This window comes from Nocardia sp. NPDC004168 (assembly GCF_040610355.1).
GTDB classification, from domain to species: domain Bacteria; phylum Actinomycetota; class Actinomycetes; order Mycobacteriales; family Mycobacteriaceae; genus Nocardia; species Nocardia sichangensis.
In genome coordinates this window covers 38,381-64,941 of the sequence record NZ_JBEXME010000017.1, presented here as the reverse complement: position 1 = coordinate 64,941, position 26,561 = coordinate 38,381, and the positions used below count along the sequence as shown (strand labels likewise).

26 protein-coding genes, 1 tRNA gene and 1 pseudogene are annotated in these 26,561 nt (G+C 68.1%); 16 read left to right on the top strand and 12 right to left on the bottom strand.

From position 1 onward, the window contains the following. Nucleotides 1–52 precede the first annotated feature (52 nt). Nucleotides 53–865, top strand: a complete 813-nt coding sequence (locus ABZW96_RS26130; protein ID WP_355078346.1) for an acyl-CoA thioesterase II — start codon at nt 53–55, stop codon at nt 863–865. 9 nt (nt 866–874) lie between these two features. On the opposite strand, the gene ABZW96_RS26125 is transcribed toward ABZW96_RS26130, so the two are convergent. The 4 genes from ABZW96_RS26125 to ABZW96_RS26110 all read right to left on the bottom strand — a co-directional run bounded on the left by ABZW96_RS26125 (nt 875) and on the right by ABZW96_RS26110 (nt 3,842). Then, nucleotides 875–1,261 (bottom strand): hypothetical protein, encoded by a 387-nt coding sequence (locus ABZW96_RS26125; protein ID WP_355078253.1) that lies wholly within the window; start codon nt 1,259–1,261, stop codon nt 875–877. Nucleotides 1,262–1,453: 192 nt separating this feature from the next. After that, on the bottom strand, nt 1,454–2,074 hold the full coding sequence (locus ABZW96_RS26120; protein ID WP_355078252.1) for a low molecular weight phosphatase family protein: 621 nt from the start codon (nt 2,072–2,074) through the stop codon (nt 1,454–1,456). 245 nt (nt 2,075–2,319) lie between these two features. Next, nucleotides 2,320–2,832 (bottom strand): DUF4188 domain-containing protein, encoded by a 513-nt coding sequence (locus ABZW96_RS26115; protein ID WP_355078251.1) that lies wholly within the window; start codon nt 2,830–2,832, stop codon nt 2,320–2,322. A gap of 224 nt (nt 2,833–3,056) precedes the next feature. After that, the gene (locus ABZW96_RS26110) at nt 3,057–3,842 is read right to left on the bottom strand and encodes an amidohydrolase family protein (RefSeq protein WP_355078250.1); all 786 of its coding nucleotides are present in this window, start codon (nt 3,840–3,842) and stop codon (nt 3,057–3,059) included. Nucleotides 3,843–3,935: 93 nt separating this feature from the next. Here ABZW96_RS26110 and ABZW96_RS26105 point away from each other — a divergent pair, with 93 nt between their 5' ends. Next, the gene (locus ABZW96_RS26105; protein ID WP_355078249.1) at nt 3,936–4,337 is read left to right on the top strand and encodes a MerR family transcriptional regulator; all 402 of its coding nucleotides are present in this window, start codon (nt 3,936–3,938) and stop codon (nt 4,335–4,337) included. 106 nt (nt 4,338–4,443) lie between these two features. Here the strand turns inward: ABZW96_RS26105 and ABZW96_RS26100 are convergent. Beyond that, nucleotides 4,444–4,530 (bottom strand) — tRNA-Leu (locus tag ABZW96_RS26100). Nucleotides 4,531–4,754: 224 nt separating this feature from the next. On the opposite strand from ABZW96_RS26100, the gene ABZW96_RS26095 reads away from it, so the two are divergent. From ABZW96_RS26095 to ABZW96_RS26055, 9 genes and pseudogenes are all read left to right on the top strand, one after another. After that, entirely contained in the window at nt 4,755–5,372 is a 618-nt protein-coding gene (locus ABZW96_RS26095; protein WP_039797267.1) for an ANTAR domain-containing response regulator, read from the top strand. Nucleotides 5,373–5,600: 228 nt separating this feature from the next. Next, nucleotides 5,601–6,800: a branched-chain amino acid ABC transporter substrate-binding protein gene (locus ABZW96_RS26090; RefSeq protein ID WP_355078345.1), complete on the top strand. Its 1,200-nt coding sequence runs from the start codon at nt 5,601–5,603 to the stop codon at nt 6,798–6,800. Nucleotides 6,801–6,893: 93 nt separating this feature from the next. Then, nucleotides 6,894–7,931 carry a branched-chain amino acid ABC transporter permease gene (locus tag ABZW96_RS26085; RefSeq protein WP_355078248.1) on the top strand — a complete coding sequence of 346 codons (1,038 nt, stop codon included), beginning with the start codon at nt 6,894–6,896 and terminating at the stop codon, nt 7,929–7,931. Then, nucleotides 7,928–9,346, top strand: coding sequence for a branched-chain amino acid ABC transporter permease (locus tag ABZW96_RS26080; RefSeq protein ID WP_355078247.1), 1,419 nt, complete (start codon nt 7,928–7,930; stop codon nt 9,344–9,346). Before ABZW96_RS26085 ends, ABZW96_RS26080 begins: the two co-directional genes overlap by 4 nt. After that, nucleotides 9,343–10,287, top strand: a pseudogene (locus ABZW96_RS26075) (ABC transporter ATP-binding protein); the annotation flags it as partial. The gene ABZW96_RS26080 and the pseudogene ABZW96_RS26075, both read left to right, overlap by 4 nt. 174 nt (nt 10,288–10,461) lie before the next feature. Continuing rightward, entirely contained in the window at nt 10,462–11,157 is a 696-nt protein-coding gene (locus ABZW96_RS26070; protein WP_245562527.1) for an ABC transporter ATP-binding protein, read from the top strand. A gap of 156 nt (nt 11,158–11,313) precedes the next feature. After that, nucleotides 11,314–12,990, top strand: a complete 1,677-nt coding sequence (locus tag ABZW96_RS26065; RefSeq protein WP_355078246.1) for a DUF885 domain-containing protein — start codon at nt 11,314–11,316, stop codon at nt 12,988–12,990. A gap of 115 nt (nt 12,991–13,105) precedes the next feature. Beyond that, nucleotides 13,106–15,850, top strand: coding sequence for a DNA polymerase I (gene polA, locus ABZW96_RS26060; RefSeq protein WP_355078245.1), 2,745 nt, complete (start codon nt 13,106–13,108; stop codon nt 15,848–15,850). Between the two features lie 200 nt (nt 15,851–16,050). Then, complete coding sequence (locus ABZW96_RS26055; protein ID WP_355078244.1) at nt 16,051–16,545, top strand: carbonic anhydrase; 495 nt, start codon at nt 16,051–16,053, stop codon at nt 16,543–16,545. A gap of 69 nt (nt 16,546–16,614) precedes the next feature. On the opposite strand, the gene ABZW96_RS26050 is transcribed toward ABZW96_RS26055, so the two are convergent. After that, complete coding sequence (locus ABZW96_RS26050; protein WP_355078243.1) at nt 16,615–16,929, bottom strand: DUF6191 domain-containing protein; 315 nt, start codon at nt 16,927–16,929, stop codon at nt 16,615–16,617. Nucleotides 16,930–17,355: 426 nt separating this feature from the next. Here ABZW96_RS26050 and ABZW96_RS26045 point away from each other — a divergent pair, with 426 nt between their 5' ends. Further along, complete coding sequence (locus ABZW96_RS26045) at nt 17,356–17,793, top strand: 2-keto-3-deoxygluconate kinase (protein ID WP_355078242.1); 438 nt, start codon at nt 17,356–17,358, stop codon at nt 17,791–17,793. A 160-nt stretch (nt 17,794–17,953) separates the two neighbouring features. Here the strand turns inward: ABZW96_RS26045 and trxA are convergent, their stop codons facing one another. After that, nucleotides 17,954–18,325, bottom strand: coding sequence for a thioredoxin (gene trxA / locus ABZW96_RS26040; protein WP_355078241.1), 372 nt, complete (start codon nt 18,323–18,325; stop codon nt 17,954–17,956). 47 nt (nt 18,326–18,372) lie between these two features. Continuing rightward, nucleotides 18,373–18,903 (bottom strand): 2'-5' RNA ligase family protein, encoded by a 531-nt coding sequence (locus ABZW96_RS26035; RefSeq protein ID WP_355078240.1) that lies wholly within the window; start codon nt 18,901–18,903, stop codon nt 18,373–18,375. 79 nt (nt 18,904–18,982) lie between these two features. On the opposite strand from ABZW96_RS26035, the gene ABZW96_RS26030 reads away from it, so the two are divergent. Continuing rightward, a complete protein-coding gene (locus ABZW96_RS26030) occupies nt 18,983–20,077 on the top strand; it encodes an isocitrate/isopropylmalate family dehydrogenase (RefSeq protein ID WP_355078239.1) in 1,095 nt (364 codons plus the stop codon). 3 nt (nt 20,078–20,080) lie between these two features. On the opposite strand, the gene ABZW96_RS26025 is transcribed toward ABZW96_RS26030, so the two are convergent. The 3 genes from ABZW96_RS26025 to ABZW96_RS26015 are packed head-to-tail and all read right to left on the bottom strand — an operon-like array spanning nt 20,081 to nt 23,359. Continuing rightward, nucleotides 20,081–21,409 (bottom strand): diacylglycerol kinase family protein, encoded by a 1,329-nt coding sequence (locus ABZW96_RS26025; RefSeq protein WP_355078344.1) that lies wholly within the window; start codon nt 21,407–21,409, stop codon nt 20,081–20,083. Further along, nucleotides 21,409–22,821 carry a hypothetical protein gene (locus ABZW96_RS26020; RefSeq protein ID WP_355078238.1) on the bottom strand — a complete coding sequence of 471 codons (1,413 nt, stop codon included), beginning with the start codon at nt 22,819–22,821 and terminating at the stop codon, nt 21,409–21,411. The genes ABZW96_RS26025 and ABZW96_RS26020 overlap by 1 nt, the downstream gene beginning before the upstream one ends. A gap of 58 nt (nt 22,822–22,879) precedes the next feature. After that, nucleotides 22,880–23,359: a hypothetical protein gene (locus ABZW96_RS26015; RefSeq protein ID WP_355078237.1), complete on the bottom strand. Its 480-nt coding sequence runs from the start codon at nt 23,357–23,359 to the stop codon at nt 22,880–22,882. Between the two features lie 295 nt (nt 23,360–23,654). On the opposite strand from ABZW96_RS26015, the gene ABZW96_RS26010 reads away from it, so the two are divergent. Next, the gene (locus ABZW96_RS26010) at nt 23,655–24,107 is read left to right on the top strand and encodes a DUF6325 family protein (protein WP_355078236.1); all 453 of its coding nucleotides are present in this window, start codon (nt 23,655–23,657) and stop codon (nt 24,105–24,107) included. Between the two features lie 9 nt (nt 24,108–24,116). After that, entirely contained in the window at nt 24,117–24,443 is a 327-nt protein-coding gene (locus ABZW96_RS26005; RefSeq protein WP_355078235.1) for an SHOCT domain-containing protein, read from the top strand. Nucleotides 24,444–24,461: 18 nt separating this feature from the next. On the opposite strand, the gene ABZW96_RS26000 is transcribed toward ABZW96_RS26005, so the two are convergent. Then, the gene (locus tag ABZW96_RS26000; protein ID WP_355078234.1) at nt 24,462–24,923 is read right to left on the bottom strand and encodes an SHOCT domain-containing protein; all 462 of its coding nucleotides are present in this window, start codon (nt 24,921–24,923) and stop codon (nt 24,462–24,464) included. Between the two features lie 729 nt (nt 24,924–25,652). On the opposite strand from ABZW96_RS26000, the gene ABZW96_RS25995 reads away from it, so the two are divergent. Further along, nucleotides 25,653–26,561 carry an ABC transporter substrate-binding protein gene (locus tag ABZW96_RS25995; RefSeq protein ID WP_355078233.1) on the top strand — a complete coding sequence of 303 codons (909 nt, stop codon included), beginning with the start codon at nt 25,653–25,655 and terminating at the stop codon, nt 26,559–26,561.

The following is a 26,561-nucleotide window of genomic DNA, read 5'->3' as shown; positions in this document are numbered from 1 at the left end:
CACGCAGCGTTCCGACCTGGATGTGCTGCTTGCCCTGCTCGATCTCGAGCAGATGGACGAGGACGTGTTCGTCGGCCAGCACCCGGAGAAGGTGTGGAGCCGTACCTTCGGCGGTCAGCTCGTCTCGCAGGCGATCATCGCCGCGGGCCGCACGGTCGGCGACCGGCCGGTGCACGCGGTCAACGCGCACTTCGTGCGCGGCGGCGATGTGAAGAAGCCGATCGAGTACCGGGTGGACCGTCATCGCGACGGCCGGGCGTTCGCCAACCGCACGGTCACCGCCAGCCAGGACGGCCAGGAGCTGTTCGTCATGCTCGCCGCGTTCCAGGACTGGGGCAGGGGACTCGAGCACGCGCATGCCCAGCCGGAGGTGCCGGACCCGGAGACACTGCCGCGGGTCGAGGAGAGCTTCGAAGGCTTGGAGGACAAGCTGGAGATGTTCGTCAAGGCGCCGCATCCGATCGACATGCGCTACACCAACGATCCGGCGTGGATCCTGAAGGGCACGGGGGAGCGGCTCAACCACAACCGGGTGTGGATGCGCGCGGACGGCAGGCTGCCCGACGATCCGCTGATCCATGTGGCGACGCTGGGCTACTCGTCCGACACCACGGTGCTGGACTCGATCATCACCACCCACGGGCTGTCGTGGGGTCTGGACCGCATCGTCGCGGCCACGGTCAACCATTCGATCTGGTTCCACCGCCCCTTCCGTTTCGACGAGTGGGCGCTGTACTGCACCGAATCGCCGGTGGCCGCGGGCTCCCGTGGCCTGGCGACCGGCCGCTTCTACTCCCGCAGCGGCGATCTGCTGGCCACCACGGTGCAAGAGGGACTCATCCGCCACTTCCCCTCGCGGCGCTGAGGTCCGGAGTTACAGCAGTTCGAGATCGCGATCGATGTCGAGATCGACGTCGGTGCGTTGCGATGCGCGGATCGAGACCGGGATATCCGATCCCGGCTCGGTTCGCGCCAGCCCTGAGATGCGCTGCAGCAGTTGGCGTTCCAGTGCGGCCATATGGTCGTCGGTCAGCTGGTCGGGTGCGCCGACCAGACTGAGCGCGATCTCGTAGGTGCCGCGACGGTCCGAGCGGTCGCCGGGCGGATCCGCGGGGCAGCGGCTCTCGAGAGCCGCGTGGGCCGGGTCGTCGGCGTCGACCGGCAGGGTGAAGCGCCAGGCGAACACGTCCCGGTCGGTGAGATGGTCGTCGACCACCTCGCGCACGGTGTCGACGACGCGTTCGAGAGTTTCCGGTGTCACATAAACATGGAGCGAAACATCCGAAATGCGTTTCGGCATGTCTGATTCCTGTCCTGTGTCGAACCAGCAACGGCGGAGAGTGTTGTCCGGCGGGAGTTTAGTGCGTCCGACGCGGAAATGAACACAGCCCGTTGATAACAGGTTCGATACGCGACGGCTGCGTGCGCTGTCGCGTGCGGTTTTCGCCCGCGGTCACCGGGTGCGTTGGGCGGCGAGGAATGTCGCCAGCGGCGCCGGTGCGCCGCCGGGGCGGATCACCAGTCCACGGCGCTCGTCGTGCGGCCAGCGCGGCTGCTCGTGCGGGGCGAGCGCGAGCAGCAGCGGCACCAGCGCCTCGGCGATGCGGTCGCCGACCTCGCAGAACGCCTGGGGGGACAGCCCGACCGGGTCGGCGATGTTCTCCCGGCCGACCAGCGACAGATCGTTGCGCGCCCGGTGCAATTCGGCGACCGTGCGCGCGCCGGTGACGTGCGCGATGCGATGGGCCTCCAGCAGCGTGAAGGTGCGCGCTCCGGCGCCGAAGGCCAGGTCGACCACCTGGTCGCGGATCTGCTCGGTCATCGTGAGCACCAGGTCGGCCTTGTCGACCAGCTCCGGCTTCAGGCGACGTGCCCGGAAGTTGCTCGCGTCGGCGCCGAGCCCGGTGATGGTCTGCGCGGCCAGTGGCTCGACGGGAAATCCCACCAGCGCACGGGTTCCCGCGCTTTCGGCGGTGAGGTAGGGGAGATCGTGTTCGACCGCGAGGGCGCGCGTGAGCCGCTCGGCGATCACCGAACGGCAAACGTTGCCGTTGCAGACGAACAAGACGTGCATACCGATAACGATAAACGGCGCACAGGCTATCAGAAGGGCATGAGTCGTTAGTCCCACATGTGGGAACAACATATTCATCTGCTCGTAGCGCGCCGTACACGAAGTGCGCCGCTTCCGGCCTCTGGCCTGCGACGTACGTCACTCCGAGGAGTGGTGCTGTTCGATTCTCCTTCTTGCTGTACCCCGGCGCGCAGGCATTCAAACGCTGCATTGTGATTGCTTCGTGATATGACAGCGCGCGCAGGCTACTCGGATTCGCTGCCGTAGTAAGCGTTTTCGCTCACCACGGGCTCGACCCCGGCCGGTCTGCCCTGGACCCGACCGCGAGTGGAGAAGCGCTGACCGCGCGAGGCGACCACGGGCGCGAACCGCGCGAGTCCTGTCGCGGGGTCCATGTCGTCGTACATGGCATCGATGCCGCCACGAGCGAAGTACGCCTCGTGCCAGAAGCCGGTGCCGCCGGAGTCGCGCAGGAACTCCCGCCACCAGTCCCGATGTGGTGCCGTCCGGGTCCAGGCTTCGAGGCTCTCGAGATCACGCCAGTACTGCCGTGCGCCCCAATGCGGCGGGAACAGCGCCCACACGAGATCTTCGTGCAGCAGCAACCCGTCCGGACGATCCTTGTGCGAGCGATAGAGTTTCGGCCCCAGCCCGAGCAACCGCAGCATCCCCCGAGGCCGCCGCACCCGCATGCCGATATAGATGACCACCAGATCCGGATACTCCGACAGATCCACGGTGGTCCTGTTCACTCGCATCGCATACCTCCGCTGGCCCCGGATGTCGAATGCCGCCACAGGGACAACGATTCGACACTCGGATCGGTTCGATGAGGACGCATGCTCGCCATCCGCGATATCGCCCCGGCCGTCGAGTACCCATCGCCATCCGCTGGTACACGGTTGGCTGCGACAGTGGCCGGGGCGTGTCGATCACGGCTTCGGCGGGTGTCGGCGGTAGCCATCGCAGTGACCGGTCGGCGTCAGAGTTGCAGTAGCCGGGCGATGGTTTCGCCGAGGACACGTTCCCGCACTTCGCCCGAAGCGGTGACGCGTTCCACCGTGGCGCGAGCAAGGAAGGGGTCGCCGTAGGGGGCGTCCGAGCCGAACAGAGTACGGTCGGGAATTTCGTCGATCGCGAGCCGAACAGCGAATATGACGTTGGCGGTGGACAGTTCGAGGTACATGTTCGGAATTTCACGGACCAATTCGATGGCCGACAGCCAGTTGAGCCCGCCCATCTGGCTGATGATCAGTGGAACGGTCGAATGCCGACGTGCGAGGTCCGCCAGAGTTCTCAAGTCCCGGGCCGTGGTCGGGGCGAATCCATGGACCACCACCGGAAGGCCCCCGTGGTCGGCGGCGGCTCGCAGGACCGGTTCGATCCGCGCCGCGTTGTCGGGCTGTGGTGTCAGTTCGCCGATGCCGCGCAGGCCTCGGCCGACCACCTCGCGGTACACGTACTCGGCGATCTCCGACGCGGGCAGATCGAGCCGCACCGTGCCGAAGCCGATGAAACGATCGGGATATGTCGCGAGCGCCGCGTCGAGTTCCTGCCACGCCAGGCGGTAGCTGTCGGCGTCTTTCCCGCGCCCGTCGAGGGCGGCGGTCAAAGCGCTCATCTCGTTTCGGAGCGACACGAGATCGGTCGCCCGTTCCGGATGCGGACGTGTGGCGAACAGCACCGCCCGGTCCACTCCCGCTTCGTCCATGAGTTCGATATGAGTCCGCACCGGGTCGTGAACATGGCTGTGCGCGTCGATGATCAAGGGCTGCCTCCCGTGGCGTTCGAGGAATAGGGCCGCGGGTGCAGTGTTGAAGGTTGACGCAGTGCAAGGTCAAGAGATCGGGAGTGACGTCGCATGTTGATCGGAGAATTGGCCGAACGCACCGGCGCCAGCGAACGTCAGCTGCGCTACTACGAGCACGCCGGTTTGCTCACACCGCAGCGGCAGGCCAATGGCTACCGCGACTACGACCGCACCGCGGAACAGACCGTCCGGCAGATCCGGGCCTTACTGGCCGCGGGCCTGTCGACGCGCTTGGTTCGACAAGTGCTGCCCTGCGCTCTGGACGAGGGCTCCCTGCGCCCTTGCCCCGGGGTGCTGGAGAAGCTACGCACCCAGCTGGTCCGGCTCGATCACCGTGCGACCGACCTGGCGCAGGCCCGGGAAACCCTTCGCGAGGTGATCAGAACCGCCGAAGACGCCGAAGCACGGCAACCACGGCCGAAGCTGCGGCAGCCGACGACGCCGGACGTTTAGGCGGAGGCGTGGCCGTGGCATCACGTGGTGTGGCACCGCGCTTGCGCTCGGCGGGGGCCGCGTGACGGAATCAGGGAGTGGCAATCGCAGAGATCGCGTTCCACCTTGGTGCCGAGTGTGGGACTCGAACCCACACGTCCTTTCGGACAACGGTTTTTGAGACCGTCGCGTCTGCCAGTTCCGCCAACTCGGCGCACCGGGTGGAACTATAGCGGGTCGGGTGGCGTGGACGGAAATGGGTTGGCCCGAACGGCGCGGAGGCGCGGTTTGCGCAGGGTATATGCGTTCTATGCCGAAGTGAAAGGTACTCTTTACATCACTCGACAGCCCGAAGGATGGCCGGAGCTCGCCCCGTGCGAGCGCGGCTTTCCTTTGGTTGGGTCGGGTACAGGGCATCGGAACCAGAGGGGTCTACCTATGAGCACAGCAGCTGGGGGCGCCGGCACCAAGAAGGACGCCGGGGCGAAGCGGGTCGTCGTCGCCGAGGACGAGGCGCTCATTCGCATGGATCTGGTCGAGATGCTGACCGAAGAGGGCTATCAGGTGGTCGGCGAGGCGGGTGACGGCCAGCAGGCGGTGGACCTCGCCGTCGAGCACCGGCCCGATCTGGTCATCATGGACGTGAAGATGCCGCGCCGTGACGGGATCGACGCGGCGGCGGAGATCGCGTCGAAACGCGTTGCCCCGGTGGTCATCCTGACCGCGTTCAGCCAGCGCGATCTGGTGGAGCGGGCCCGTGACGCGGGTGCGATGGCCTACCTGGTGAAGCCGTTCACGAAATCGGATCTGGTGCCCGCCATCGAATTGGCCGCCAGTCGCTTCCACGAGATCACCGCGCTGGAGAGCGAGGTCGCGAATCTCGCCGAGCGACTCGAGACGCGCAAACTGGTGGAGCGTGCCAAGGGTGTGCTGATGCAGACGCAGGGCCTTTCGGAGCCGCAGGCGTTCAAGTGGATTCAGCGCACCGCAATGGACCGCCGCACGACGATGAAGGCGGTCGCCGAGGTAGTGCTGGAGAACCTGACACCGAAGTGACGGCGCCGTTCGCGGGAAAATTTACGCGAACGAAACGTAGTCGTGAACAAGAATTCGAAACGATGTCGCGCGCATGATCCGAATGTGATGCGGAACTAACGTACCGACGCTATGTTCTGACCGGGCTGATGTGAGTCGGCCTCCTCGGCGATCCCGGGGGAGCACAGAACTTAGATGAGGTGAAACGTGCTTAGTTCGACATGGCGCAGTCGCTCGACGCGAGCTGTTCTGGCCGTCGGCGCCGCCGCCGCGCTGGTGCTGACGGGTTGTAGCGACAAATCCACCAGCAGCGGTTCGGATTCCTCGGGTACCAGCGGGGCGGGCGGCCTCTCCATCCAGCCGGTTCTGCAGGTCGACCAGCAGGGCAAGGAAGTGCCGAAGGCCGACGCGGCAACGGCGGCCGATCCCGCGGGCGACGGCAAGGCGACCTGCGCGCCGGGCACGGCCATCGCGATGGCGGGCGCGCTGACCGGCCCCGACGCCGCGCTCGGCATCAACATCGTCAACGGCGTCAAGCTGGCCCTGGACAAGCACAACAAGGCCAACCCCGGCTGCAAGATCGAGCTCAAGCAGTTCGACACCGAGGGCGACCCGCAGAAGGCCACCCAGGTGATCCCGCAGATCGTCAACGACCGCTCGATCATCGGCCTGGTCGGTCCCGCCTTCTCCGGTGAGACGAAGGCGACCGGCAAGATCCTCAGCGACGCGGGCCTGGTGTCGGTCACTTCGTCGGCGACCAACGCGACGCTGACCCAGAACGGCTGGACCACCTTCTTCCGCGGTCTGGCCAACGACGACGTGCAGGGTCCCTCGGTGGCGAAGTACCTGGTCAACAGTGCCGGCTACAAGAAGGTCTGCGTCATCCAGGACAACACCGACTACGGCACCGGCCTGGCGAAGTCCATCACCGAAGGCCTCGGCGCCGCCGCCGACCCGGCGTGCGCGGCCAGCATCAAGAAGGGCGACAAGGACTTCTCCGCGACGGTCACCAAGGTGGCGGCGGCGAATCCGGACGCCATCTTCTACTCCGGCTACTACTCCGAGGCCGCGCCGCTGGCCCAGCAGTTGAAGTCCGGTGGCGTGAAGGCGGTCTTCGTCTCCGCCGACGGCACCAACGACCCGCAGTTCGTCGCCCAGGCGGGCAGCGCGGCCAAGGGCGCGAAGCTGTCGTGCCCGTGCGGTCCGGCCCCGGAGAAGTTCGCCAAGGACTACGAGGCGCTCAACGGTCAGGCGCCGGGCGTCTACTCGGTCGAGGCCTACGACCTGACCACGATCCTGGCCAAGGGCATCGACGGCGGGAAGGTCACCCGCCCGGACCTGCTCGACTATGTGCGGACGTACGACGGTGCCGGCCTCGCGCGTCAGTACAAGTGGAACCCGAACGGTGAACTGTCGAACGCGCTGATCTGGGTGTACGAGGTCAAGTAGCCCCGGATCCCGGGCGCACGGCACGTACGGGGATTCGGACGAATCCCCGTACGTGCCGTTGTTCGGTGGGCGAATGGATGAGGGCAGAAATAAATGAAACAAACGGCATTGGCCGCCGGGGTACAACTCGCGGCCGGCTCGGTCGACTTCAACTACGAGGGGCTGATCGATAATTTCTGGCGGCTGACCGTCGACGGCGTGACCTATGGCGCCATCTATGCCTTGGTCGCCGTGGGCTACACCTTGGTGTACGGCGTATTGCGGCTGATCAATTTTGCCCATTCGGAAATTTTCATGCTCGGGTTGTTCGGCCAGTTGATCGGATTGATGATCTTCGGATTCACGGCAGGCCCCGACGCCTACACCCAGGGCGTGGCGCTCACGGTCGTGTACCTGGGCTTGGCGATGGTGGTGGGCATGCTCGTATCCGGCGGCGCGGCCGTCGGATTGGAGCGGGTGGCCTATCGTCCGCTGCGCAAGCGCGGCGCCAAGCCGCTGGCCTTCCTGATCACCGCGATCGGCATGTCGTTCGTCCTCCAGGAACTGGTGCACTTCGTGCTGCCGAAGATCCGCCCCGATCTCGGCGGCACCAACGCGCAGCAGGCCATCCGGCTCGTCGAGCCCACCGTGCAGTTCAGTTTCGGCGGCGCGGACGTCACCAACATCATGCTGCTCATCGTGATCGCGGCCGTGGCGCTGGCGATCGTCACCGAAGTCCTGATCAACCGGACCAAGTTCGGGCGCGGTATCCGCGCCGTGGCGCAGGATCCCGACACCGCGACGTTGATGGGCGTTTCGCGGGAGCGGGTCATCATGCTGACCTTCCTCATCGGCGGCGTGCTCGCGGGCGCGGCGGCGATGCTGTACACGCTGAAGATCCCGAACGGGATCATCTACTCCGGCGGATTCATCCTCGGTATCAAGGCGTTCAGCGCCGCGGTGCTCGGCGGCATCGGCAACCTGCGCGGCGCGCTGCTGGGCGGTCTGGTGCTCGGCGTGGTGGAGCAGTACGGCCAGATGCTGTTCGGCACCGAGTGGCGTGACGTGGTCGCGTTCGTGGTGCTCGTTCTGGTGCTGATGGTTCGCCCGACGGGCATCCTCGGCGAGAGTCTCGGAAGGGCGCGCGCATGACCGACACGACTACGACGGCGTCCACGCCGGACCCCGCGCGCCGCGGCCTCGGGGACGCGATCAGGACCTGGTGGGACGGCTTGAGCAGGCCCGCGCAGTGGGGCGTCGGCGTCCCGATCCTGCTCCTGCTCGCCTTGCTCCCGCTGTTCCCGCCGCCGCTGCTGAACACCCCTTCCTACAATTTCGGCCTGGTGATGGCGCAGGTCGCGATGTACGCGCTGCTGGCCATCGGCCTCAATGTCGTGGTCGGGCAGGCGGGCCTGCTCGATCTCGGCTACGTCGGCTTCTACGCGGTCGGCGCCTACACCGTCGGCCTGCTCACCAGCCCCAACAGCCCGTGGAACCAGACCGACGGCGGCTGGCTCGATCCGAAATGGGCCTGGCTGGCGTGCCTGCCGATCGCGGTCGCGGTGACCGCGGTGTCCGGTCTGATCCTCGGTTCGCCGACGCTGCGCCTGCGCGGCGACTACCTGGCGATCGTGACGCTCGGCTTCGGTGAGATCGTCCGGTTGCTCGCGGAGAACCTCACCGAGATCACCAACGGCAGCCTCGGCCTGTCGGGTGTCGCGTACCCGCACGTCGGCGAGTCCGCGAGCAGACCGGAAGGCGTGTTCTCCGGCGGCAACAGCGGCAACCCGGACAGCGCCGACCTGCTCGACCGCGCCGGCTACGGCACCTATTGGTACTGGCTCGGCATGGTGCTGGTGGTGATCGTGCTGCTCTTGGTCGGGAACCTGGAGCGCAGCCGCGTCGGCCGCGCTTGGGTCGCCATCCGCGAGGACGAGGACGCGGCCGAGATCATGGGCGTGCCGACGTTCAAGTTCAAGCTGTGGGCGTTCATGATCGGCGCCGCGGTGGGCGGCATGTCCGGCGCGATCTACGCCGGACAGGTGCAGTTCATCAATCCCACCGGGTTCAACATCATCAACTCGATGCTGTTCCTGTGCGCGGTGGTCATCGGCGGGCAGGGCAACAAGCTCGGGGTGATCTTCGGCGCGTTCGTGATCGCCTATCTGCCCGCAAGGTTGCAGTCGGTGAACCTGGTGAGCAACGAGTCGACCGGGTACGTCCTGCTGGCGATCGATGTCGCGGTGTTCGTCGCGCTGATCGTCGCGTGGCGGCTGTGGTCGGGCCGGCTGAGCGTATGGCCGCGGCGCGGCGTCATCACCGCGATGGTGGTGACCGGCGTGCTGGCATTGCTGCTGCTCGGCAGTGTGCTGCTGTTCCGCAAGGGCGGCGCGCAGTCGCTGGGCGACCTCAAATATCTGTACTTCGGCATCGCGTTGGTGGTGATGATGATTCTGCGTCCGCAGGGTCTGTTCCCGGTGCGGCAGAAGCTGCTCACCTACGGCAGGCAGGTGTACCAGGCCGTGCGCAGACCGGCCCCCGTCGAGCCGATCGGAGCGGGCCGATGACCGGGCCGGGTGCGGGCGACGCGCTGTTCGACAACGAGGACATGGCCGCGGGCTACGCTGCCGAGCCACAGGCCGAGTCCGCGGGCACGGTCGACGTCACCCAGGTGATCCCGGAACTCGCCGACGCGGAGACCGTGGCGGAAGTGGTCGCCCCGCGCCGCGAGATCGAGACCGCGGTGGGTGCGCCGCTGCTGCGGACCGAGGGCCTCACGGTGCAGTTCGGCGGGCTCACCGCGCTGGACCAGGTGAGCTTCGAGATCCGCCGCGGCGAGATCCTCGGTCTCATCGGACCCAACGGCGCCGGCAAGACCACGTGCTTCAACGCGATCACCGGCGTCTACCAACCCGCCTCCGGACTGGTCTACTTCGACGGCAAACCGCTGACCAAGACCAAACGCAACGCGATCACTCGCCTCGGCATCGCCCGCACGTTCCAGAACGTGCGCCTGTTCGGTGAGATGACCGCGCTGGAGAACGTCGTGGTCGGCACCGACGCGCGGCACAAGACCTCGGTGCCGGGCGCGGTGTTCCGGACGCCGCGGCATCGGCGCGAGGAACGCGACGCCATCGAGCGCGGTATGGCGCTGCTGGAGTTCGTCGGGATCGCTCCGCGCGCGGTGGAGAAGGCGCGCAACCTGTCCTACGGCGACCAGCGTCGCCTGGAGATCGCCCGCGCGCTGGCCACCGAGCCGAAGCTGCTGTGCCTGGACGAGCCAGCGGCCGGGTTCAATCCGAGCGAGAAGTCCGCGCTCATGGACCTGATCCGCAAGATCCGCGACGACGGGTTCACCGTGCTGCTCATCGAGCACGACATGCGGCTGGTGATGGGCGTGACCGACCGGATCGTGGTGCTGGAGTTCGGCCGCAAGATCGCCGACGGGCTCCCCGGGGACATCAAGGACGACCCCGCCGTCATCGCCGCGTATCTCGGCGTGCCGGACGCCGAAGCGGTCGGAACCGGCTCCGCCACGGGCGAAGACGGCGCGTCCGGGGATGTCGCGCCGTCCGGGCCCGAGCCGGATGCGGTGCCGCTCGCCAAGGCGGCGGCCACCGAGCCGGTGGCGGAGACGGCACGCGAGACCGCAGCGGGCACACCGCTGCTCGAAGTCGAGGGCATGGTCGTCAACTACGGCAGGATCCAAGCGCTGCACGGGATCTCGCTGACCGTCGCGGAGGGCGAGCTGGTCACCCTGCTCGGCGCCAACGGCGCGGGCAAGACGACCACGATGCGCGCGATGTCGGGACTGCTGCCGTTGACGCGTGGCCGGATCCTGTTCGAGGGTCGCGACATCACCCAGATGAAGGCGCACGAGCGGGTGCTGCACGGGTTGATCCAAGCGCCGGAGGGCCGGGGCGTCTTCCCCGGCATGACGGTGCAGGAAAACCTCGACATGGGTTGCTACGGACGAGGTTTCAAGCAGAAGGCCGAGTACGACCGGACCTTGGAGTGGGTGTTCGAGCTCTTTCCCCGGTTGCTGGAGCGGCGCAAGCAGGTCGGCGGCACGCTCTCCGGCGGTGAGCAGCAGATGCTGGCCATCGCCCGCGCGCTGATGGCGCGGCCGCGGCTGCTGCTGCTCGACGAACCGTCGATGGGGTTGGCGCCCATGGTGATCCAGCAGATCTTCCGGATCATCGGCGAGATCAACCAGCAGGGCACCACGGTGCTGCTGGTGGAGCAGAACGCACAGCAGGCGCTGGCCCGCAGCGACCGCGCCTACATCATGGAGACCGGTGAGGTCACCAAGACCGGCCGCGGCGCGGAATTGCTCACCGATCCCGCGGTGAAATCGGCGTATCTCGGCGTGGGCTAGGCGTACCTCCGCCTTCGCTGCGGCCATGCGCGGGCTGAGGACGGACTTCGTCCGGCTGCGCCGTTGAGGCGTACCTCCGCCTTCGCTGGGGCGGCTTCGCCTAACTCGCCGCAGACTCCGGTGCCGCGCGGCCTGGCTCGAGGCATGATCGTGACCATGGATGGTCACGACGAGCTGATGAGCTTGGCCGAGCGGTACTGGGACAGCGTCCTCGAGGCGGCGCCGAGCGAGGCGACCCTGCTCGGCGACCGCCGCTTCGACGATCGGATCGAGGATCTGTCCGTCGACGCCGAACAGCGGTTGCTGTCGACCTGGCGCGATCTGCTGTGCGCGGTCGACGCGCTCGACGCCGAGGGGTTGAGCCAGGGCGACCGCATCACCCGCAGCTTGCTGCGCACCGAATTGAACGGTGCGGTCGAGCATCTGGAGTGGCGGCCGCTGGAACTGGCCTCCGACCAGATGAACGGCGTGCACGCGGGCGTGCTGATGGTGGCGCCGCAGACGAACGCGCCGCGGCCGGAGCACGCGCTGGCGCTGGTACGCCGCTACCGCCAGTTCGGGGACATGCTCGGCCAGGCCGTGGAGCGGTTCCGCGCGGGACTGGCCGCGGGCCGCACGCCCGCCCGGATCGCCATCGAGCGCTCGCTCAATCAGCTGGACGGCTACCTGGATTCCGACGTGGCCGCCGATCCGTTCGTCACCTTCGCCGGTCCGGAGGGCTGGGACGGCGAGGCCGCATGGCGCTCCGAATTGACCGAGGTGACGCGGGATGTCATCCGGCCTGCGTTCCAGGTCTACCGCGACGCGCTGTACGACGAACTGCTGCCCGCCGCGCGTCCCGACGACCAGCCGGGCCTGTGCTGGCTCGGCGCCGACGGCGAGGACATCTACCGGCGGCTGCTGCGCCACCACACCACGCTGCCCGATCTCGGCGCCGACGAGATCCACGAACTCGGCCTCGCCGAGCTGGCGAAGCTGCGCGAGGAATACGCGACGGTGGGCGCGCGCCTGTTCGGCACCGGCGATCTCGGTGCGATCTTCGGTCGGCTGCGCGACGATCCCGCGCTGCGCTACGACGACGCCGAGCAGATCATGTTCGACGCCCGCCGCGCCCTGGCCGTGGCGACCGCCGAAATGGGGAACTGGTTCGGACGCCTGCCGAAGGAGTCCTGCGACATCGTCCCGGTGCCGGAGTTCCTGGCCGCGGATTCGCCTGCGGCGTATTACTTCCCGCCGGCCGCCGACGGGTCCAGGCCGGGCACGTACTTCGTCAACCAGCACCATCCCACCGGCCGTGGGCGCTTCGAGACCGCGTCGGTGGCCTACCACGAGGCGATCCCCGGTCATCATCTGCAACTCACCATCGCCAACGAACTCGATCACCTGCCGCGTTTCCAGCGCCAGTCCTTCGCCAACACCGCGTTCGTCGAGGGCTGGGCGCTCTACACCGAGCGGCTTGCCGACGAGATGGGTTTGTACGAGGACGATCTCGGCCGCCTGGGCATGCTGGCGGGCGATTCCTGGCGCTCCTGCCGGTTGGTGGTCGACACCGGCCTGCACGCGAAAGGTTGGAGCAGGCAGCAGGCGATCGACTTCATGGTGGCCAACGCGCCGGTCGGGCTGGCCGAGATCACCGTGGAGGTGGACCGCTACATCGCGATGCCGGGGCAGGCGGTCGGCTACAAGATCGGGCAGCTGGAAATCCTGCGCCAGCGGGTGGCGGCCACCGAGCGGCTCGGCGCGGACTTCGACATCAAGGCCTTCCACGACGTGGTGCTCGGCTCCGGATCGGTGAGTCTGCCGGTGCTGCGGGAACTGGCGGGCACACTCTGACGGCGCGGGGCGCGACCGGTACTCGCGCCCCGCGGACCGGAATCCGGTCCCGGCGGCTCCGGCTGCCGGGTGTCGGCGTATCGCCTTGTCGGTGCCGGTCCCTAGACTCTGGGGCGTGAGTTCACCCACGACCGCTCCGCGTCCTGCCCCCGCGTCCGGCTCCGGCGATCCCGGCTCGGGAGACCGGCCGACGCTGCTGTTGCTGGACGGGCATTCGATCGCCTATCGCGCGTTCTTCGCGCTACCGGCGGAGAATTTCAAGACGGTCACCGGGCAGACCACCAACGCGGTCTACGGCTTCACCGCGATGCTGATCAACCTGCTGCGCGACGAGAAGCCGACGCATGTGGCCGCGGCGTTCGACGTGTCGCGCCAGACCTTCCGCGCCGAGGCGTATCCGGAGTACAAAGCCAACCGCACCACCACGCCGGACGAGTTCCGCGGGCAGGTGGAACTCACCAAGGACGTATTGGGCGCGCTGGGCATTCCGGTGATGGCGATCGAGGGCTTCGAGGCCGACGACATCATCGCCACGCTCACCACGCAGGCGACGGCCGCGGGTTTCCGCGTGCTCATCGTCACCGGCGACCGGGACTCCATCCAGTTGGTGAACGAGAACGTCACGGTGCTGTACCCGCGCAAGGGCGTGTCCGACCTCACCCGGTTCACCCCTGACGAAGTGATGGCCAAATACGGCCTCACGCCCAACCAGTACCCCGACTACGCGGCGCTGCGCGGCGATCCGAGTGACAACCTGCCCGGCATTCCCGGCGTGGGGGAGAAGACCGCGGCCAAGTGGATCCGCGAGTACGGCGACCTGAACACGCTGGTCGAGAAGGTCGACCAGGTGAAAGGCAAGGTCGGCGACGCGCTGCGGGCCAATCTGAGCAGCGTGGTGCTCAACCGGCAGCTCACCGAGCTGATGCGGGAGGTGCCGCTGCCGTACACCCCCGATCAGCTGGCGCAGGGGCCGTGGGATCGCGAGAAGATCCATCAGCTGTTCGACGATCTCGAGTTCCGCGTGCTGCGCGACCGGCTGTTCGAGACGCTGGCTCCGCCGGAGCCGGAGGCGGAGGCCGGTTTCGAGATCAGCGGCGGCGCGCTGGAGATCGGTGCGGTCGCGGACTGGCTCGCCGAGCACGCGAAAGCCGGTGTGCGCCACGGTGTCTCGATCCTCGGCACCGGCTCCCCGGCCGGCGGTGACGTTCGTGCGCTCGCCATCGCCGCAGGTGACGGCGAGAGCGGCTACATCGACGTCACGGTGCTCACCCCCGAGGACGAGGCGGCGCTGGGCGCCTGGCTGGCCGACCCGGCCGTGCCGAAGGCGCTGCACGAGGCCAAGGCCGCCCTGCACGCCCTGCGCGGCCGCGGCTGGGCACTGGGCGGGCTGACCAGCGACACCGCGCTGGCGGCGTATCTGGTCCGCCCGGGCCAGCGCACGTTCAACCTCGACGACCTGTCACTGCGCTACCTGCACCGCGAGTTGCGCGCCGAGACCGGCGAGACCGCGCAGTTGTCGCTGCTCGACGACGAGGACGCCGTCGACGCCGAGCTCGCGCGGGCGCAGATGCTGCGCGCGCGTGCCGTCGCCGACCTGGCCGACACGCTCGACGGGGAACTGGCCCAGATCGAGTCCACCCCGCTGCTGGCGGACATGGAGCTGCCGCTGCTGGGTGTGCTGTCCACCTTGGAGGAAGCGGGCATCGCGGTGGACACCGACCAGTTGGCGACGCTGCAGCGGCAGTTCGCCGACCGGGTGGCCGAGGCGGCCGAGGCGGCCTACGAGGTGATCGGCAAGCAGATCAACCTGGGCTCGCCCAAGCAATTGCAGGTGGTGTTGTTCGACGAGCTGGACATGCCGAAGACCAAGCGCACCAAGACCGGCTACACCACCGACGCGGACGCGCTGGAATCGCTCTACGAGAAGACCCAGCACCCCTTCCTGGAGCATCTGCTCACGCACCGCGACGCCACGCGCTTGAAGGTCACCGTCGACGGCCTGCTCAAGTGCGTCGCCGAGGACGGTCGCATCCACACCACGTTCAACCAGACGATCGCGGCCACCGGGCGGCTGTCCTCCACCGAACCGAACTTGCAGAACATCCCGATCCGCACCGATACCGGCAGGCAGATCCGCGACACCTTCGTGGTCGGCTCCGGGTACCAGTCGCTGATGACCGCCGACTACAGCCAGATCGAGATGCGGATCATGGCGCACCTGTCCGGGGACGAGGGCCTGATCGAGGCGTTCAACTCGGGGGAGGACCTGCACAGCTTCGTGGCGTCGAAGGCCTTCGACATCCCGATCTCCGAGGTGAGCCCGGAACTGCGCCGCCGGATCAAGGCGATGTCCTACGGCCTGGCCTACGGGTTGAGCTCCTACGGTCTGTCCGCGCAGCTGAAGATCAGCACCACCGAGGCGAAGGAGCAGATGGAGGTCTACTTCGCCCGCTTCGGCCGCATCCGCGACTATCTGTACGAGGTGGTGGAGCAGGCACGCAAGGTCGGCTACACCGAGACGCTGTTCGGCCGCCGCCGGTACCTGCCCGATCTGGATTCCAGCAACCGGCAGCGCCGGGAGGCCGCCGAACGGATGGCGCTCAACGCCCCCATCCAGGGCACCGCGGCCGACATCATCAAGGTGGCGATGATCAACGTGCACCGGGCGATGCGCGAGGCGGGTTTGCGCTCCAGGATGCTGTTGCAGATCCACGACGAACTGCTGTTCGAGGTCGCCGACGGGGAACGAGAGACGCTCGAGGCGCTGGCGTGTGAGCAGATGTCCGCCGCGATCGCCCTCTCGGTGCCGCTGGAGGTCTCCGTCGGCGTCGGCCGCAGCTGGGACTCGGCCGCGCACTGACCGGTGCGGGCACACCGCACCGACATGCCGGGCCCCACCGCACGGGCCCGGCATCGGGCATCCCGAGAGCTATCATCGGGCCACCGCGCGCAAGTAAACGAATCACGGTGAACGGGATCCATGTCCCGTGCCGCGCGGCCACCTACCGTGGGGCTGGTCATACATAGGGATTCACGCATACCGAGCGCAGGGGATGGCCCATGACTGTCACCGATGAGTACCTGGAGAACAACGCGGCGTACGCGAGCACCTTCCAAGGCCCGCTGCCGCTGCCGCCCGCGAAGGGCGTGGCCGTGGTCGCGTGTATGGACGCGCGGCTCAATGTCTACGGCGCGCTCGGCCTCGCCGAGGGCGAGGCGCACGTCATCCGCAACGCCGGCGGCGTCGTCACAGCCGACGAGATCCGCTCGCTGGCCATCAGCCAGCGGCTGCTGGGGACCAGGGAGATCATCCTGATCCACCACACCGACTGCGGCATGCTCACCTTCACCGACGACGACTTCAAGGCGAGCATCCAGGAGGAGACCGGCATCAAGCCCGAGTGGTCGGCTGAGGCTTTCTCGGACCTGGAAACCGATGTGCGCCAATCGATCGCGCGCATCGTCGCGAGCCCGTTCGTGCCGCACAAGGACTCCATCCGCGGCTTCGTCTTCGACGTCGCCACCGGAAAGCTGAACGAGGTTCTGCCCCGATAGGGACGAATTTCACACTGCGCCAGTGGGATCCGGGTGAAGTCACCCGGATCGCACTGCGTGTGGCGTATTTCACGAGGGCTGTCGCACGATCAGGCGCGCCGATCCGGCGCCGAGATCCACCTCGTCGCGGGGTGGCGCGCCGTCGGATGCGTCCTCCCGATGCATCAGCGTCGTCATCCGCTGCTCGAACTCGTGGTGCTTGCCGCCTTGGAAAACCGCCGTGACCTCTTCGAACCCCGCCGCCGCGACCGGAAGCCCCGACCGCTTGCGAGTCCAGGGCAGCGCGCGGCCGCCGGTGAGTTTGTTCCAGGCGACTTCGGCGAAGGCGAACAGGATGAGCAGGACGGCCAGACCGGGAATGGTCATCGCCACGAGGAGACCCATGTCACCGACGCTACCCTTGCCCTCGCCGCACCGCGCTGAACTGCACGTTTGATACTCGCCAGTAGACAATTCGGGCATCGAATGTGGTTGCTATTGCGCCGCGATGTCCCTATCCTCGATGCCGTGCCGAAACCCGCCGACCGCCGCAGCGCAGCGCTCCATGTCGCAGACCGCGACAGCGCTTTGCTTTCGGCGTCGCTCATCGGGCCCTCCGTGGCAACGCAGGCTACCGCCTCCGTGTCCGAGGATCGCGCCGAGCTACTTCCGCTCACCGCGATGGTGGCGCCGCTTCCCCGAGTTCTCGTAGTAGCCCGCCGTAGCGGGGTCTGATTCGGGCCGGCCCCCTCGCTGCGGGCATTTCCACTTGTTAGTGCTGGTCCCCTCTGTCAACTGAGCCACGACATTCTTCGGGAAGACCTACTTTCAATGACCATCCTGACTCTTGATACAGACATGTTCCAGGCCGCCGCGCCCAAGGGCCTACGGGCCGAAGCCACCGGGCTGACCTCGGCGCAGTTCCACAGCCGTTACTGTGCGCACGGCGGTCCGATCCGGCTCGGCGAGTGGTCGCCCGCGGGCGCCAGAACCGCGGAGTTCACCGCCACGCTGGAGTTCGCCGGGCATCTGCGGACCGTCGTCGCCACCGGCAGCCCCGTCGCGGCGATGACCTCGGCCCTCTACGAGGAGGGCTACCCCGTCGAGATCCTGCAATTCCACCAGCGGCGCACCGCCGAGGGCACCGCCACCTTCGTGCAGTGCGAATGCAACGGCAGGCGCGGCTGGGGCGCGGCGATCGCCGACGACGGCGCCGAGTCGACGGTCCGCGCCATGATCGCGGGCGTCAACCTGCTCGGCGTGTCCTGACATCGGGTCATTCGGCCTCGGGGCGGCGGCCTGCCGCCCCGAGGTTCGCGCCCGGCCACTGACGTGCGACAGGCCCGGACACGGACTGCCGCTTTCGCGTGTCCGTCCCCGGGCCCGAGTGAATTCCGTTGTGGCGCAGTGCCGCACCGCGCCACGCGAACTACTGTTCGGCCTTCTGCTGCTCGGCGAGCTGCTTGCGCACCTCGTCCATGTCCAGCGCCTTGACCTGGGTCACCAGGTCCTCGAGCGCCGCGGGCGGCAGCGCGCCGGGCTGCGCGAACACCAGCACGCCCTCCCGGAAAGCCATGATGGTCGGGATGGAGCGGATGTTGGCAGCCGCCGCGAGGCCCTGCTCGGATTCGGTGTCGACCTTTCCGTGCACCACGTCGGGGTGCTTGGTGGAGGAGGCCTCGAAAGTCGGTGCGAAACTCTTGCACGGGCCGCACCAATCGGCCCAGAAATCGACGAGTACCACGTCGTTTCCGGTGACTACCTCATCGAAATTGTGCTGGGTCAGCGTCTGGGTGGCCATGACGTCCTCTCGTTTCGGTGTGCCTGCTACAACGCGGGCTGCCTCGGTTATCTTCCACGACGGATCCGGCCGACCGGCCACTCGCGCCGCTGATCCCCGTCCCATCGACGGATACCCAGCACCGTCGCGGGGAAATCCCGGTCCCGCGCGACGGCGTGGATGGCCTCGCCGAGCTGGTGCGGGGGCACCCGCCTGGCGAGGGTGATGTGCGGGGTCCACGCGTCCGGATGCAGGTTGGCCGGAACGCCGGGGCACGGGGAGATCGTGTGGAAGATCCGGCGGTGCAGGGCGAGCAGTGCCTCGGACGGGACCACCATCCGCACCAGGATGGAGCGGCGGGCGCCGAAGACCACCAGCCCGCCGAGCCGCACGGGGATCGGCGCGAAGGCCTGCTCGTCCAGCGCCTGCTCGATGCGCGGCCAGATCTGCCTGGCCACCCCTGCGGTGATGTGCGGGCGGTTGGACTCGTCGGTGCGCGCGGCGAGGCTCGGCACGCCCGCTTCCGCCAGCAGTTGCCACTGGCGGCGGATCTCCGTGTCGGCGGCCTCGTCGAGGAGTAGTTCGACCGACTGCACCATGGTCTCCCGAAGGTAGCCGCAACCGGCGTGTCCGCGGGCCGGTTCCGGCGGCCGGGCGCGCCGGCGGGAGGATGTCCCGGTGAACGACGTGAAGCGACCCCGGGCGCACCGGGCACTGCGACTCGGCCTGATCGACGGCGACGGCATCGGCCCCGAGGTGGTGCGATCCGCCAGGCAGGTCGTCGACGAGGCGCTGTCCGCGGCGGGCGCCGCCCCGGTCGAGTGGGTGCCACTGGCCATGGGACACCAGGCCATCGCCGAGTTCGGCACTCCGCTGCCCGAGCAGACGCTCGAGCAGCTGGCCGGTGTGGACGCGTGGATTCTCGGCCCGCACGACAACGCGTCCTATCCGGCCGAACATCGCGTCGCGCCGGGCGGGGTGATCCGCAAGCATTTCGACCTCTACGCCAACATCCGTCCCGCGCGGGCCTTCGCGGGTGTGCACGCGGCGGCCCCGGATATCGACCTGGTGATCGTGCGGGAGAACAGCGAGGGGTTCTATGCCGACCGCAACATGTTCGCCGGGTCGGGGGAATTCCGGCCGACGCCGGACATCGCGATGTCGGTCGGACTGGTGACCCGGGCCGCCTGCGAGCGGATCGCGCATCAGGCGTTCCGGCTGGCCGCGACCCGGCGCAAACGGGTGACGATCGTGCACAAGGCCAACGTCCTGCCCCTGACCATGGGCCTGTTCCGCGACGTCTGCCGTGCAGTCGGCCAGGACTACCCGGGAATCGAGGTCGATGAGGAACACGTCGACGCGGCGGCCGCGCACTTGGTCCGCGCCGCCTCCGACTACGACGTCCTGGTCACCGAGAACCTGTTCGGCGACATCCTGTCCGACCTGGCCGGTGAGTTGAGCGGATCGCTCGGGCTGGCCGCGTCGCTCAACTGTTCGGCCACCGCGGCCATGGCGCAGGCGGTGCACGGCGCGGCCCCGTCGCTGGCCGGGCACAACCGGGCGAACCCGGTGGCGCTGCAACTGTCGGCGGCGATGCTCTTGCGCTGGCTGGCGACCCGGGACGCCGAGATGGCCCTGGCGCGGGCGGGCGAGCGGATCGAACGCGCCGTCGCCGCGACCTTCGAGGCGGGCATCGCCACCGCCGACCTCGGCGGACTGGCATCCACCAGCGAATTCACCGAGCAGGTTTGCGCCAGGGTGCATCGCAGGTAGCGGTCAGCGAAATTTGCGCGGCCCGGCCAGTTCTCGCAACCGCGCCCAGTTCAGCGTCGGTGGCGGCACCCGCGTGCCCGGCCGGGTCCGCGGCACCCGCACCCGCAGCGCGCCCGGCGAGATCGCGCAGCGCACCGGCGTTTCGAGGCGGAGGGATTCGCCGTCCACACCGGCCGGGATCTCGGCCCGGTCCGCGTCGACGACCACCTCGGTGGCGGTGAGCCGCACCAGACCGCGATCGTGCGCCCTCCGCAGCAGGCCCACCGCTTGGCGCGTGCTCGCCACCGTGACCGTCACCACGCCGAGCAGGCCCGCGTCCAACCGGGCGCGGCGGCCGAGGCCCGCGAGATCGCCGGTGGCGTAAGGGCCGTTGCTGACCAGGACCGCCTGGGGCCCGTCCACGGACACGTTGCCGATGCGCGCTCGCAACCCGGTGTCGGAGCCACGTCCGAGCAGGTCGGGTAGCAGGCGCAACACGGTCCCGGTCTTGTCGTCGCGATACTGCGGACTCCGCACCACCTCCGCGTAGACGCCGAAGGAGGCGTTGACGAACGTGCGCCCGTTGACGGTGCCGAGGTCGACCAGGATCTCGACACCGTCGCGCAGCGCAGCCAAGCCCGCGGCCGGGTTCTTCGTATCCAGTCCGAGATCCCGCGCGAAATGGTTTCGTGTACCGGCGCCGATCACCACGAACGGTAGCCGGTGTTCCGCGGCGACCGCCGCGACCGAGGCCTGCGTTCCGTCGCCGCCTGCCACGCCGAGGAGGTCGGCGCCCCCCTGAACCGCTCGCCGGGCCAGCGCGGCGACATCGATCGGATGCGACCCGGACAGCAGCGCCACTTCGGCGCCGAGTTCCCTGGCCTTGCGTGGCAGCTCGAACTCGACCACCTTGCCCCCGCCGGAGCGGGGATTCATCACCAGGAACGGGTGTTGTGCCGGGGCGGCGGGGAACTCGGGCAGTCGTGACTCGCCGGGATCGTTCCGCAATGCCCGGCGTGCGCACGCCACGGCCACCGCGACCAGGGCTCCGGAGACCAGCACCACCCACAGCTGACGCTCCCGGACGAAGAGAAGCGCCACCGCGACCGGCGCCAGGATCGCCAGAGCCGCCGAAGCGACCCGCACCGCGCCACGGTTGACCAAGGACCAGTAGATTCCGGCGACGCCGACCGCGACGCCGCCCGTCACGGCGATCAGCAAGGTGAGCAGACCGAGCAGCCCGGCCACCGCGAGTGGCAGCACGGCCGCGGCGATCACGGCGGCGAATGCCGCCCTGGCCCACCACTGCCCAGCCATCGGCGGCTGCGCCGAGCGGCGCTCCGCTCCCGCCATCACGTACCGGTCCCGGCCGTGGCCCCGTCCTTCGTTTCGGGCTCGGCTGGTTGTTGCCAGGCCCGAGCGGGACGAATCAACAGCTCCAGCAGGAGCAGCGCCAGCAGCGCGCCCAGGACGATCCACACCACCACGAGACCGGTGGGGTAGCGCCAGAACACCAGCAGCAGCGCGGCGATGCCGATGATCGCGCAGCGCAGCGCGGTGCGCGCCCGGAAAGCCCAGGTCTCCACGGGGTTCGGCGGACGCGATCGCCGCAGTCGCTGTACCGCGTCCATGGCACGCCCGAAATCGCGGCGCACCACGGTGGCCGAGGCCGAGCCTCCGGTGAGGTAAGCGCCCACCGCGATCACGAGACCGAGCACGGCGACCCCGCGCAGCGCGGTCCGCAGCGGAACCAGCACCGTGTCGATGAGAACGGTGGCCGCGTCCGGGGACAGCACATCGGGCGGCATTCTGTCCAAATACACCGCTCGCGCGATCATCAGCGCGATCGCCAAGATCAGCATGCCCACCGCAAGCGCGAGACCCACGAAGGCCAGGGCGCGGCGGCGACGGCCGACGGGTGCCGCGGCGATCGCGGCCACAGCGGCCGCGATCGTCACCCACGGCAGCACTGCCGAAGCTTTGTCGAGATTGTCGACCGCCCGTTGCGCCCGTACCAGTTCCGGCGACCGGAACAACACGAACTGTTTGTCGACCGCGGGGATCTTCTCGGCGAACGTGAAGCCGCGATCGATCAGCCGCGCCTTGACGTTCTCGATCACGGTGCGCAGCGAGAGGCTCACCGTGCCGTTCTCGTCGACGGTCACCGACTGCGGGCCGACGTGGCCGGTCAGCACCCCCACCAGCGCGGTGTGGGCGGCGCGGTTGGCTTGCACCCACAGATCCTCGAACTGGTCGCTGCGCACGAACGACAGCACGGTGTCGTTGACGAAGCCGCGGGCCTGCTGCGTGATCACCGGCGCCAGACCCTCGACCGCCCGGTCCACCCGAGGCCGGTTCGCGGTCGCCGGAACGGCGTCGGTCAGCGCGGCCAGGGCGTCCGCGGTCAGGCCCTCGATGTCGACGCGAGCGAAGATCTCGTCGGTGACCGTGTCGGCCACCTCCGTCTGCAGCGCCGGATCCGACCCCAGCGGCGCCACCGTGCTCAGGTACCGGTCGGTGTCGAGGATCTCGCCGCGCACGAAGCGCGCCAGCACCGTGGTGATCGCCAGGACGGCGACCAGCACCGTCAATATCACCACCGCGGTCCACCGCCACGCATGCCGCGGTGGCCGCGACACCCGCGGCGGCGCACCGCGCGCCTCCGTCCGCAGCGCGGCGACCTCGGCGCGCAGGCGCTCGAGCTCGGCGCGTTCGTCCGCGCTCAGCCGACGTTCGGGTGCATTGTCACTCGCGTTGGAATCCATGGGTTCCTCACTCCAGGAACGGATTCGGGCTGCGGGACGCGACCGGCAGCCGCGCTGCTCAGACCGTCGCCGAGCCGGAGGGCGGCGCTCCGGGGCCGGCGGCGGAACCCGGCCCCTGGAACGTGGTCTCCGGGTTCCACGTCGTGACGGCCCAGATCACCACCACGTCCAGCGCGATGATCAGGATGGACCAACCCGGGTAGTACGGCAGCCACAGGAAGTTGGCGATGATCGACAGCGCCGCGATGACGATCGCCGACACCCGCGCCCAGGTCGCGCCGGTCATCAACGCGATGCCGACGACGATCATCACCACGCCGAGCACGATGTGCGTCCATCCCCAGGCGGTGAAGTCGAATTTGAAGGTGTACTGCTGGCCCTGGACGAACAACTCGTCCTCGGCGACCGCCGAGATTCCTTGGAACAGCTGAAGGAACCCGACGGTGGTCAGTATGATCGCGGCCGCAATCGATGTGCCCGCGGCGATGCCTTGCCGGACGCGGTGGTTTTCCTGGCCCACAGGCGTGTGTTGCGACATTTGCGGTTCCCTTTCGCGACGATTTCGTATCGGCATGGGATGTGCGCATGCACGCCATGTCGGGACGGGCTTCGAACCTGAGGGTCCGGGCCGGGCTGAAGGTTTCGCGACCGGGTGGCGGTCGGCGGCGTACGCTATGACTGAGATTAGCATCGGGATGGCAGCCGAGTTCGAAGTTGTCATTTCTCGGATCCGGGATGCCGGTGCGTATTCCGGCAGACCTGTGAGAGGCCGATCGGTACGGCGGCCCGATTCGAACGAATTTCTCCATTTCGCAACGGAAAAGAGGCTTCCGGTGACCGATACCGATATCGACGCGATAGGCCCTATTGACTATCTCGTTATCGAATTTCCCCCGGATCGACCCCCGGACGGTTCGGCGCTGCCCATGCTGGCCGACCTCGTCGAGCGCGGCATAGTCCGGGTCCTCGATCTGGCGTTCGTCCGCAAGGACACCGACGGTTCCCTCACCGGAATCGACATCGCCGACATGGGACTCGAAGGGGACTTCGACATCACCCTGTTCGCGGAGGCGGGCTCGGGCCTGCTCGACGAAGCCGACCGCAGGGAAGCCGGGGCGGCGCTCGAACCGGGATGTTCGGCCGCGGTCCTGGTCTACGAGAACAGGTGGGCGGCGCCTTTCGCGTCCGCGTTGCGCCGCAACGGCGCTCAGCTCGTGGCCTCCGGGCGCATCCCGGTGCAAAGCCTTTTGTCGTCGTTGGATGCCCTCGAGGCACAGAGTCGATAGGAGACAGTCATGCCAGGTTTGCTTCGCGGAGTCGCCCGCACCGCCGTCGTCGCGGGCACCGCGACCGCCGTCTCCAATCGGGTCTCCCGACGTCAGGGGGAACGCTGGGCGGCGCAGGAACAGTCGCAGTACGACCCGTACGCGCAACAGCAGTACGCGCAGCAGCAGTATGCGCAGCAACCCGCCGCGCCGCAGCCCGCGCCCGCACCGCCGAGTGGCGGCGGTGCGGGCATGGACCGGATCACCGCGTTGAAGGAACTCGCCGAACTCAAAGCTCAGGGCGTACTCACGGAACCCGAATTCGAGGCCGAGAAGGCCCGCATCCTCGCTTCCTGAGCGCGAAACCGGCGCTGGTCACCGACCCGCAGGCCGGGTGGGCGCCCCGCTCGGTTGCGGCGTCGGCGCCGCGCTTGCTTGCGGCGCCGCACCGGGCTGCTGTCCTGCCAGTGCCTGGGCCTTGAGTTGCTCGAATTCGGCCACGGTGATCGCGCCGGAGTCGAGGAGTGCTTTGGCGTCGGCGATGCTCTCCGCGGGAGACCTGCCCGCCACCTCCCGGATGTACTGGTCGGTGGCTTGTTTCGCTTCTGCCTGGGCATGTTGGGCGCGCAGGGCCATGCCCCGGCCCCGGACGACGAGGTAGACCAATGCCGCGAGGTAAGGGAACACCACCAAGGCGATCACCCACACGGCTTTGGCGAAGCCCGAGACGGAGTGATCCCGGAACAGATCGACCAGAATCTGGAACAGCACGATCAGGTATGCCACGAAAGCGAATACGAGGATCGTGTACCACACGTAGTCCCAGAACGAATCCATGATGTGAACCTCCTCTGACGAGCCCGCGGCGTATTCGAAATCCGCGGCTCACCATGTCCTGGATCGGACCGTCGGACGGCCCGGTGGCCGGAAAAAACCTTTCTCTGTGCGCTTGCCGGGCTCTGCCTGCCGTATATCTCTTTGTTCGGTAGGGCAGCCCGCATCGGTGCTCGGGGCGGGCGTCGGTGCGAAGCGTCCGAAAGAGGGAACGTTTCACCGCCGCCGTGTCGCTCGAATATTCGAGGGCACATCAATTTTCGAGTGTCCGGACAGTCGTTCGGTTCATCCGTCGATCCGGAGAAACTCGTCCGGCCCGAAAAGACCGGCAAATAATCATCGGCGCTGGCGGAGGCGTCGTCAAGATTGCCGGGGAATTCGGCGCCGGTGCCGCAACGGCGTCGTCGCGCGAACGGAGCCGGTGTCCGATGGACCGCGTGCGCGGATGTGAGCGCCGTGTCCACCGCCACGCCCCGGACAGCACGCGTGGGAAGAGCCGCGGCGTACGGCGGCGGAACCGGGCCGACGCAGAGCCCGAGCCGACGTCGTTCATTCGATCCGCGGAGCGGCACCCGGCGGAGTAGGGTCTCCCCGCCGGCGCCCCGGCACGGGGCGCGCGAGCAGATCGTGTTGCTGTTGCATTACTGTCCAGCGCGGAGCGGCCCGGTCGCTTAAATTGCCAAACGGGTGATGACGCCCGGGTAGCGTGGAGTCAAAATGTGGAGGGCTGCTGTGTCTGATCGTTCGTTTCTCGGCAGGCGCGCCCTGCGAGCCGCCACGGGCGCGCTCGCCGCGGGCGCACTGGTGCTGACCGGATGTACCACCAACACCGAGGACACCGGACCCTCGGTGGCCAAGGTGCAGGTGGACAAGGTCGACGAGATCGCCGCACAACTCCCCGACAAGATCAAGCAATCCGGCCGGCTCGTCGTCGGCGTGAACATCCCCTACCAGCCGAACGAGTACAAGGACGCCAGTGGCCGGATCGTCGGCTTCGACGTGGACCTGATGGACGCGATCGCCTCCGTGCTCGGCGTCGAGGCCGAGTACCTCGAGTCGGCCTTCGAGAAGATCATCCCCTCGATCCAGGCGGGCACCTACGACGTGGGCATGTCGTCGATCACCGACTCCAAGGAACGTGAGCAACAGGTCGACTTCACCACCTACTTCAACGCGGGCATCCAGTGGGCCCAGCAGAAGGGCAAGCCGGTCGATCCGGAGAACGCCTGCGGCAAGAAGGTCGCCGTGCAGGCCACCACCGTGGAGCACACCGACGAGGTGCCCGCCAAGAGCGCCAAGTGCGTCGCCGCGGGCAAGCCCGCCATCGATATCAAGTCGTTCGACGAGCAGAGCGCCGCGACCAACGCGCTGGTGCTCGGTCAGGTCGACGCCATGTCGGCAGATTCGCCGGTGACGGCGTACGCGATCAAGCAGAGCGGCGGCAAGATCGAGAACGCGGGGCCGGTGTTCGACTCCGCGCCCTACGGCTGGGCGGTGCCCAAGGGCGCGCCGCTGGCCGCCGTGCTGCAGAAGGCGGTCCAGCACCTGATCGACACGGGCAAATACGCCGAGATCACGAAGAACTGGGGCGTGCAGGAAGGCGCGATCACGAAGTCCGTCGTCAACGGCGCCGTGAGCTGA

Bases quoted from the DNA above. Each gene is read 5' to 3' on its own strand.
- ABZW96_RS26020 (WP_355078238.1), bottom strand. From the start codon at position 22,821: ATGGATTCCAACGCGAGTGACAATGCACCCGAACGTCGGCTGAGCGCG.
- ABZW96_RS26055 (WP_355078244.1), top strand. From the start codon at position 16,051: ATGACTGTCACCGATGAGTACCTGGAGAACAACGCGGCGTACGCGAGC.
- ABZW96_RS26045 (WP_355078242.1), top strand. From the start codon at position 17,356: ATGACCATCCTGACTCTTGATACAGACATGTTCCAGGCCGCCGCGCCC.
- ABZW96_RS26115 (WP_355078251.1), bottom strand. From the start codon at position 2,832: ATGCGAGTGAACAGGACCACCGTGGATCTGTCGGAGTATCCGGATCTG.
- trxA (WP_355078241.1), bottom strand. From the start codon at position 18,325: ATGGCCACCCAGACGCTGACCCAGCACAATTTCGATGAGGTAGTCACC.
- ABZW96_RS26120 (WP_355078252.1), bottom strand. From the start codon at position 2,074: ATGCACGTCTTGTTCGTCTGCAACGGCAACGTTTGCCGTTCGGTGATC.
- ABZW96_RS26065 (WP_355078246.1), top strand. From the start codon at position 11,314: ATGGATGGTCACGACGAGCTGATGAGCTTGGCCGAGCGGTACTGGGAC.
- ABZW96_RS26035 (WP_355078240.1), bottom strand. From the start codon at position 18,903: ATGGTGCAGTCGGTCGAACTACTCCTCGACGAGGCCGCCGACACGGAG.
- ABZW96_RS26085 (WP_355078248.1), top strand. From the start codon at position 6,894: ATGAAACAAACGGCATTGGCCGCCGGGGTACAACTCGCGGCCGGCTCG.
- ABZW96_RS26015 (WP_355078237.1), bottom strand. From the start codon at position 23,359: ATGTCGCAACACACGCCTGTGGGCCAGGAAAACCACCGCGTCCGGCAA.
- ABZW96_RS26105 (WP_355078249.1), top strand. From the start codon at position 3,936: ATGTTGATCGGAGAATTGGCCGAACGCACCGGCGCCAGCGAACGTCAG.
- ABZW96_RS26070 (WP_245562527.1), top strand. From the start codon at position 10,462: ATGGTCGTCAACTACGGCAGGATCCAAGCGCTGCACGGGATCTCGCTG.
- ABZW96_RS26005 (WP_355078235.1), top strand. From the start codon at position 24,117: ATGCCAGGTTTGCTTCGCGGAGTCGCCCGCACCGCCGTCGTCGCGGGC.
- ABZW96_RS26130 (WP_355078346.1), top strand. From the start codon at position 53: ATGGACGAGGACGTGTTCGTCGGCCAGCACCCGGAGAAGGTGTGGAGC.
- ABZW96_RS26095 (WP_039797267.1), top strand. From the start codon at position 4,755: ATGAGCACAGCAGCTGGGGGCGCCGGCACCAAGAAGGACGCCGGGGCG.
- ABZW96_RS26000 (WP_355078234.1), bottom strand. From the start codon at position 24,923: ATGGATTCGTTCTGGGACTACGTGTGGTACACGATCCTCGTATTCGCT.
- ABZW96_RS26080 (WP_355078247.1), top strand. From the start codon at position 7,928: ATGACCGACACGACTACGACGGCGTCCACGCCGGACCCCGCGCGCCGC.
- ABZW96_RS26050 (WP_355078243.1), bottom strand. From the start codon at position 16,929: ATGGGTCTCCTCGTGGCGATGACCATTCCCGGTCTGGCCGTCCTGCTC.
- ABZW96_RS26025 (WP_355078344.1), bottom strand. From the start codon at position 21,409: ATGGCGGGAGCGGAGCGCCGCTCGGCGCAGCCGCCGATGGCTGGGCAG.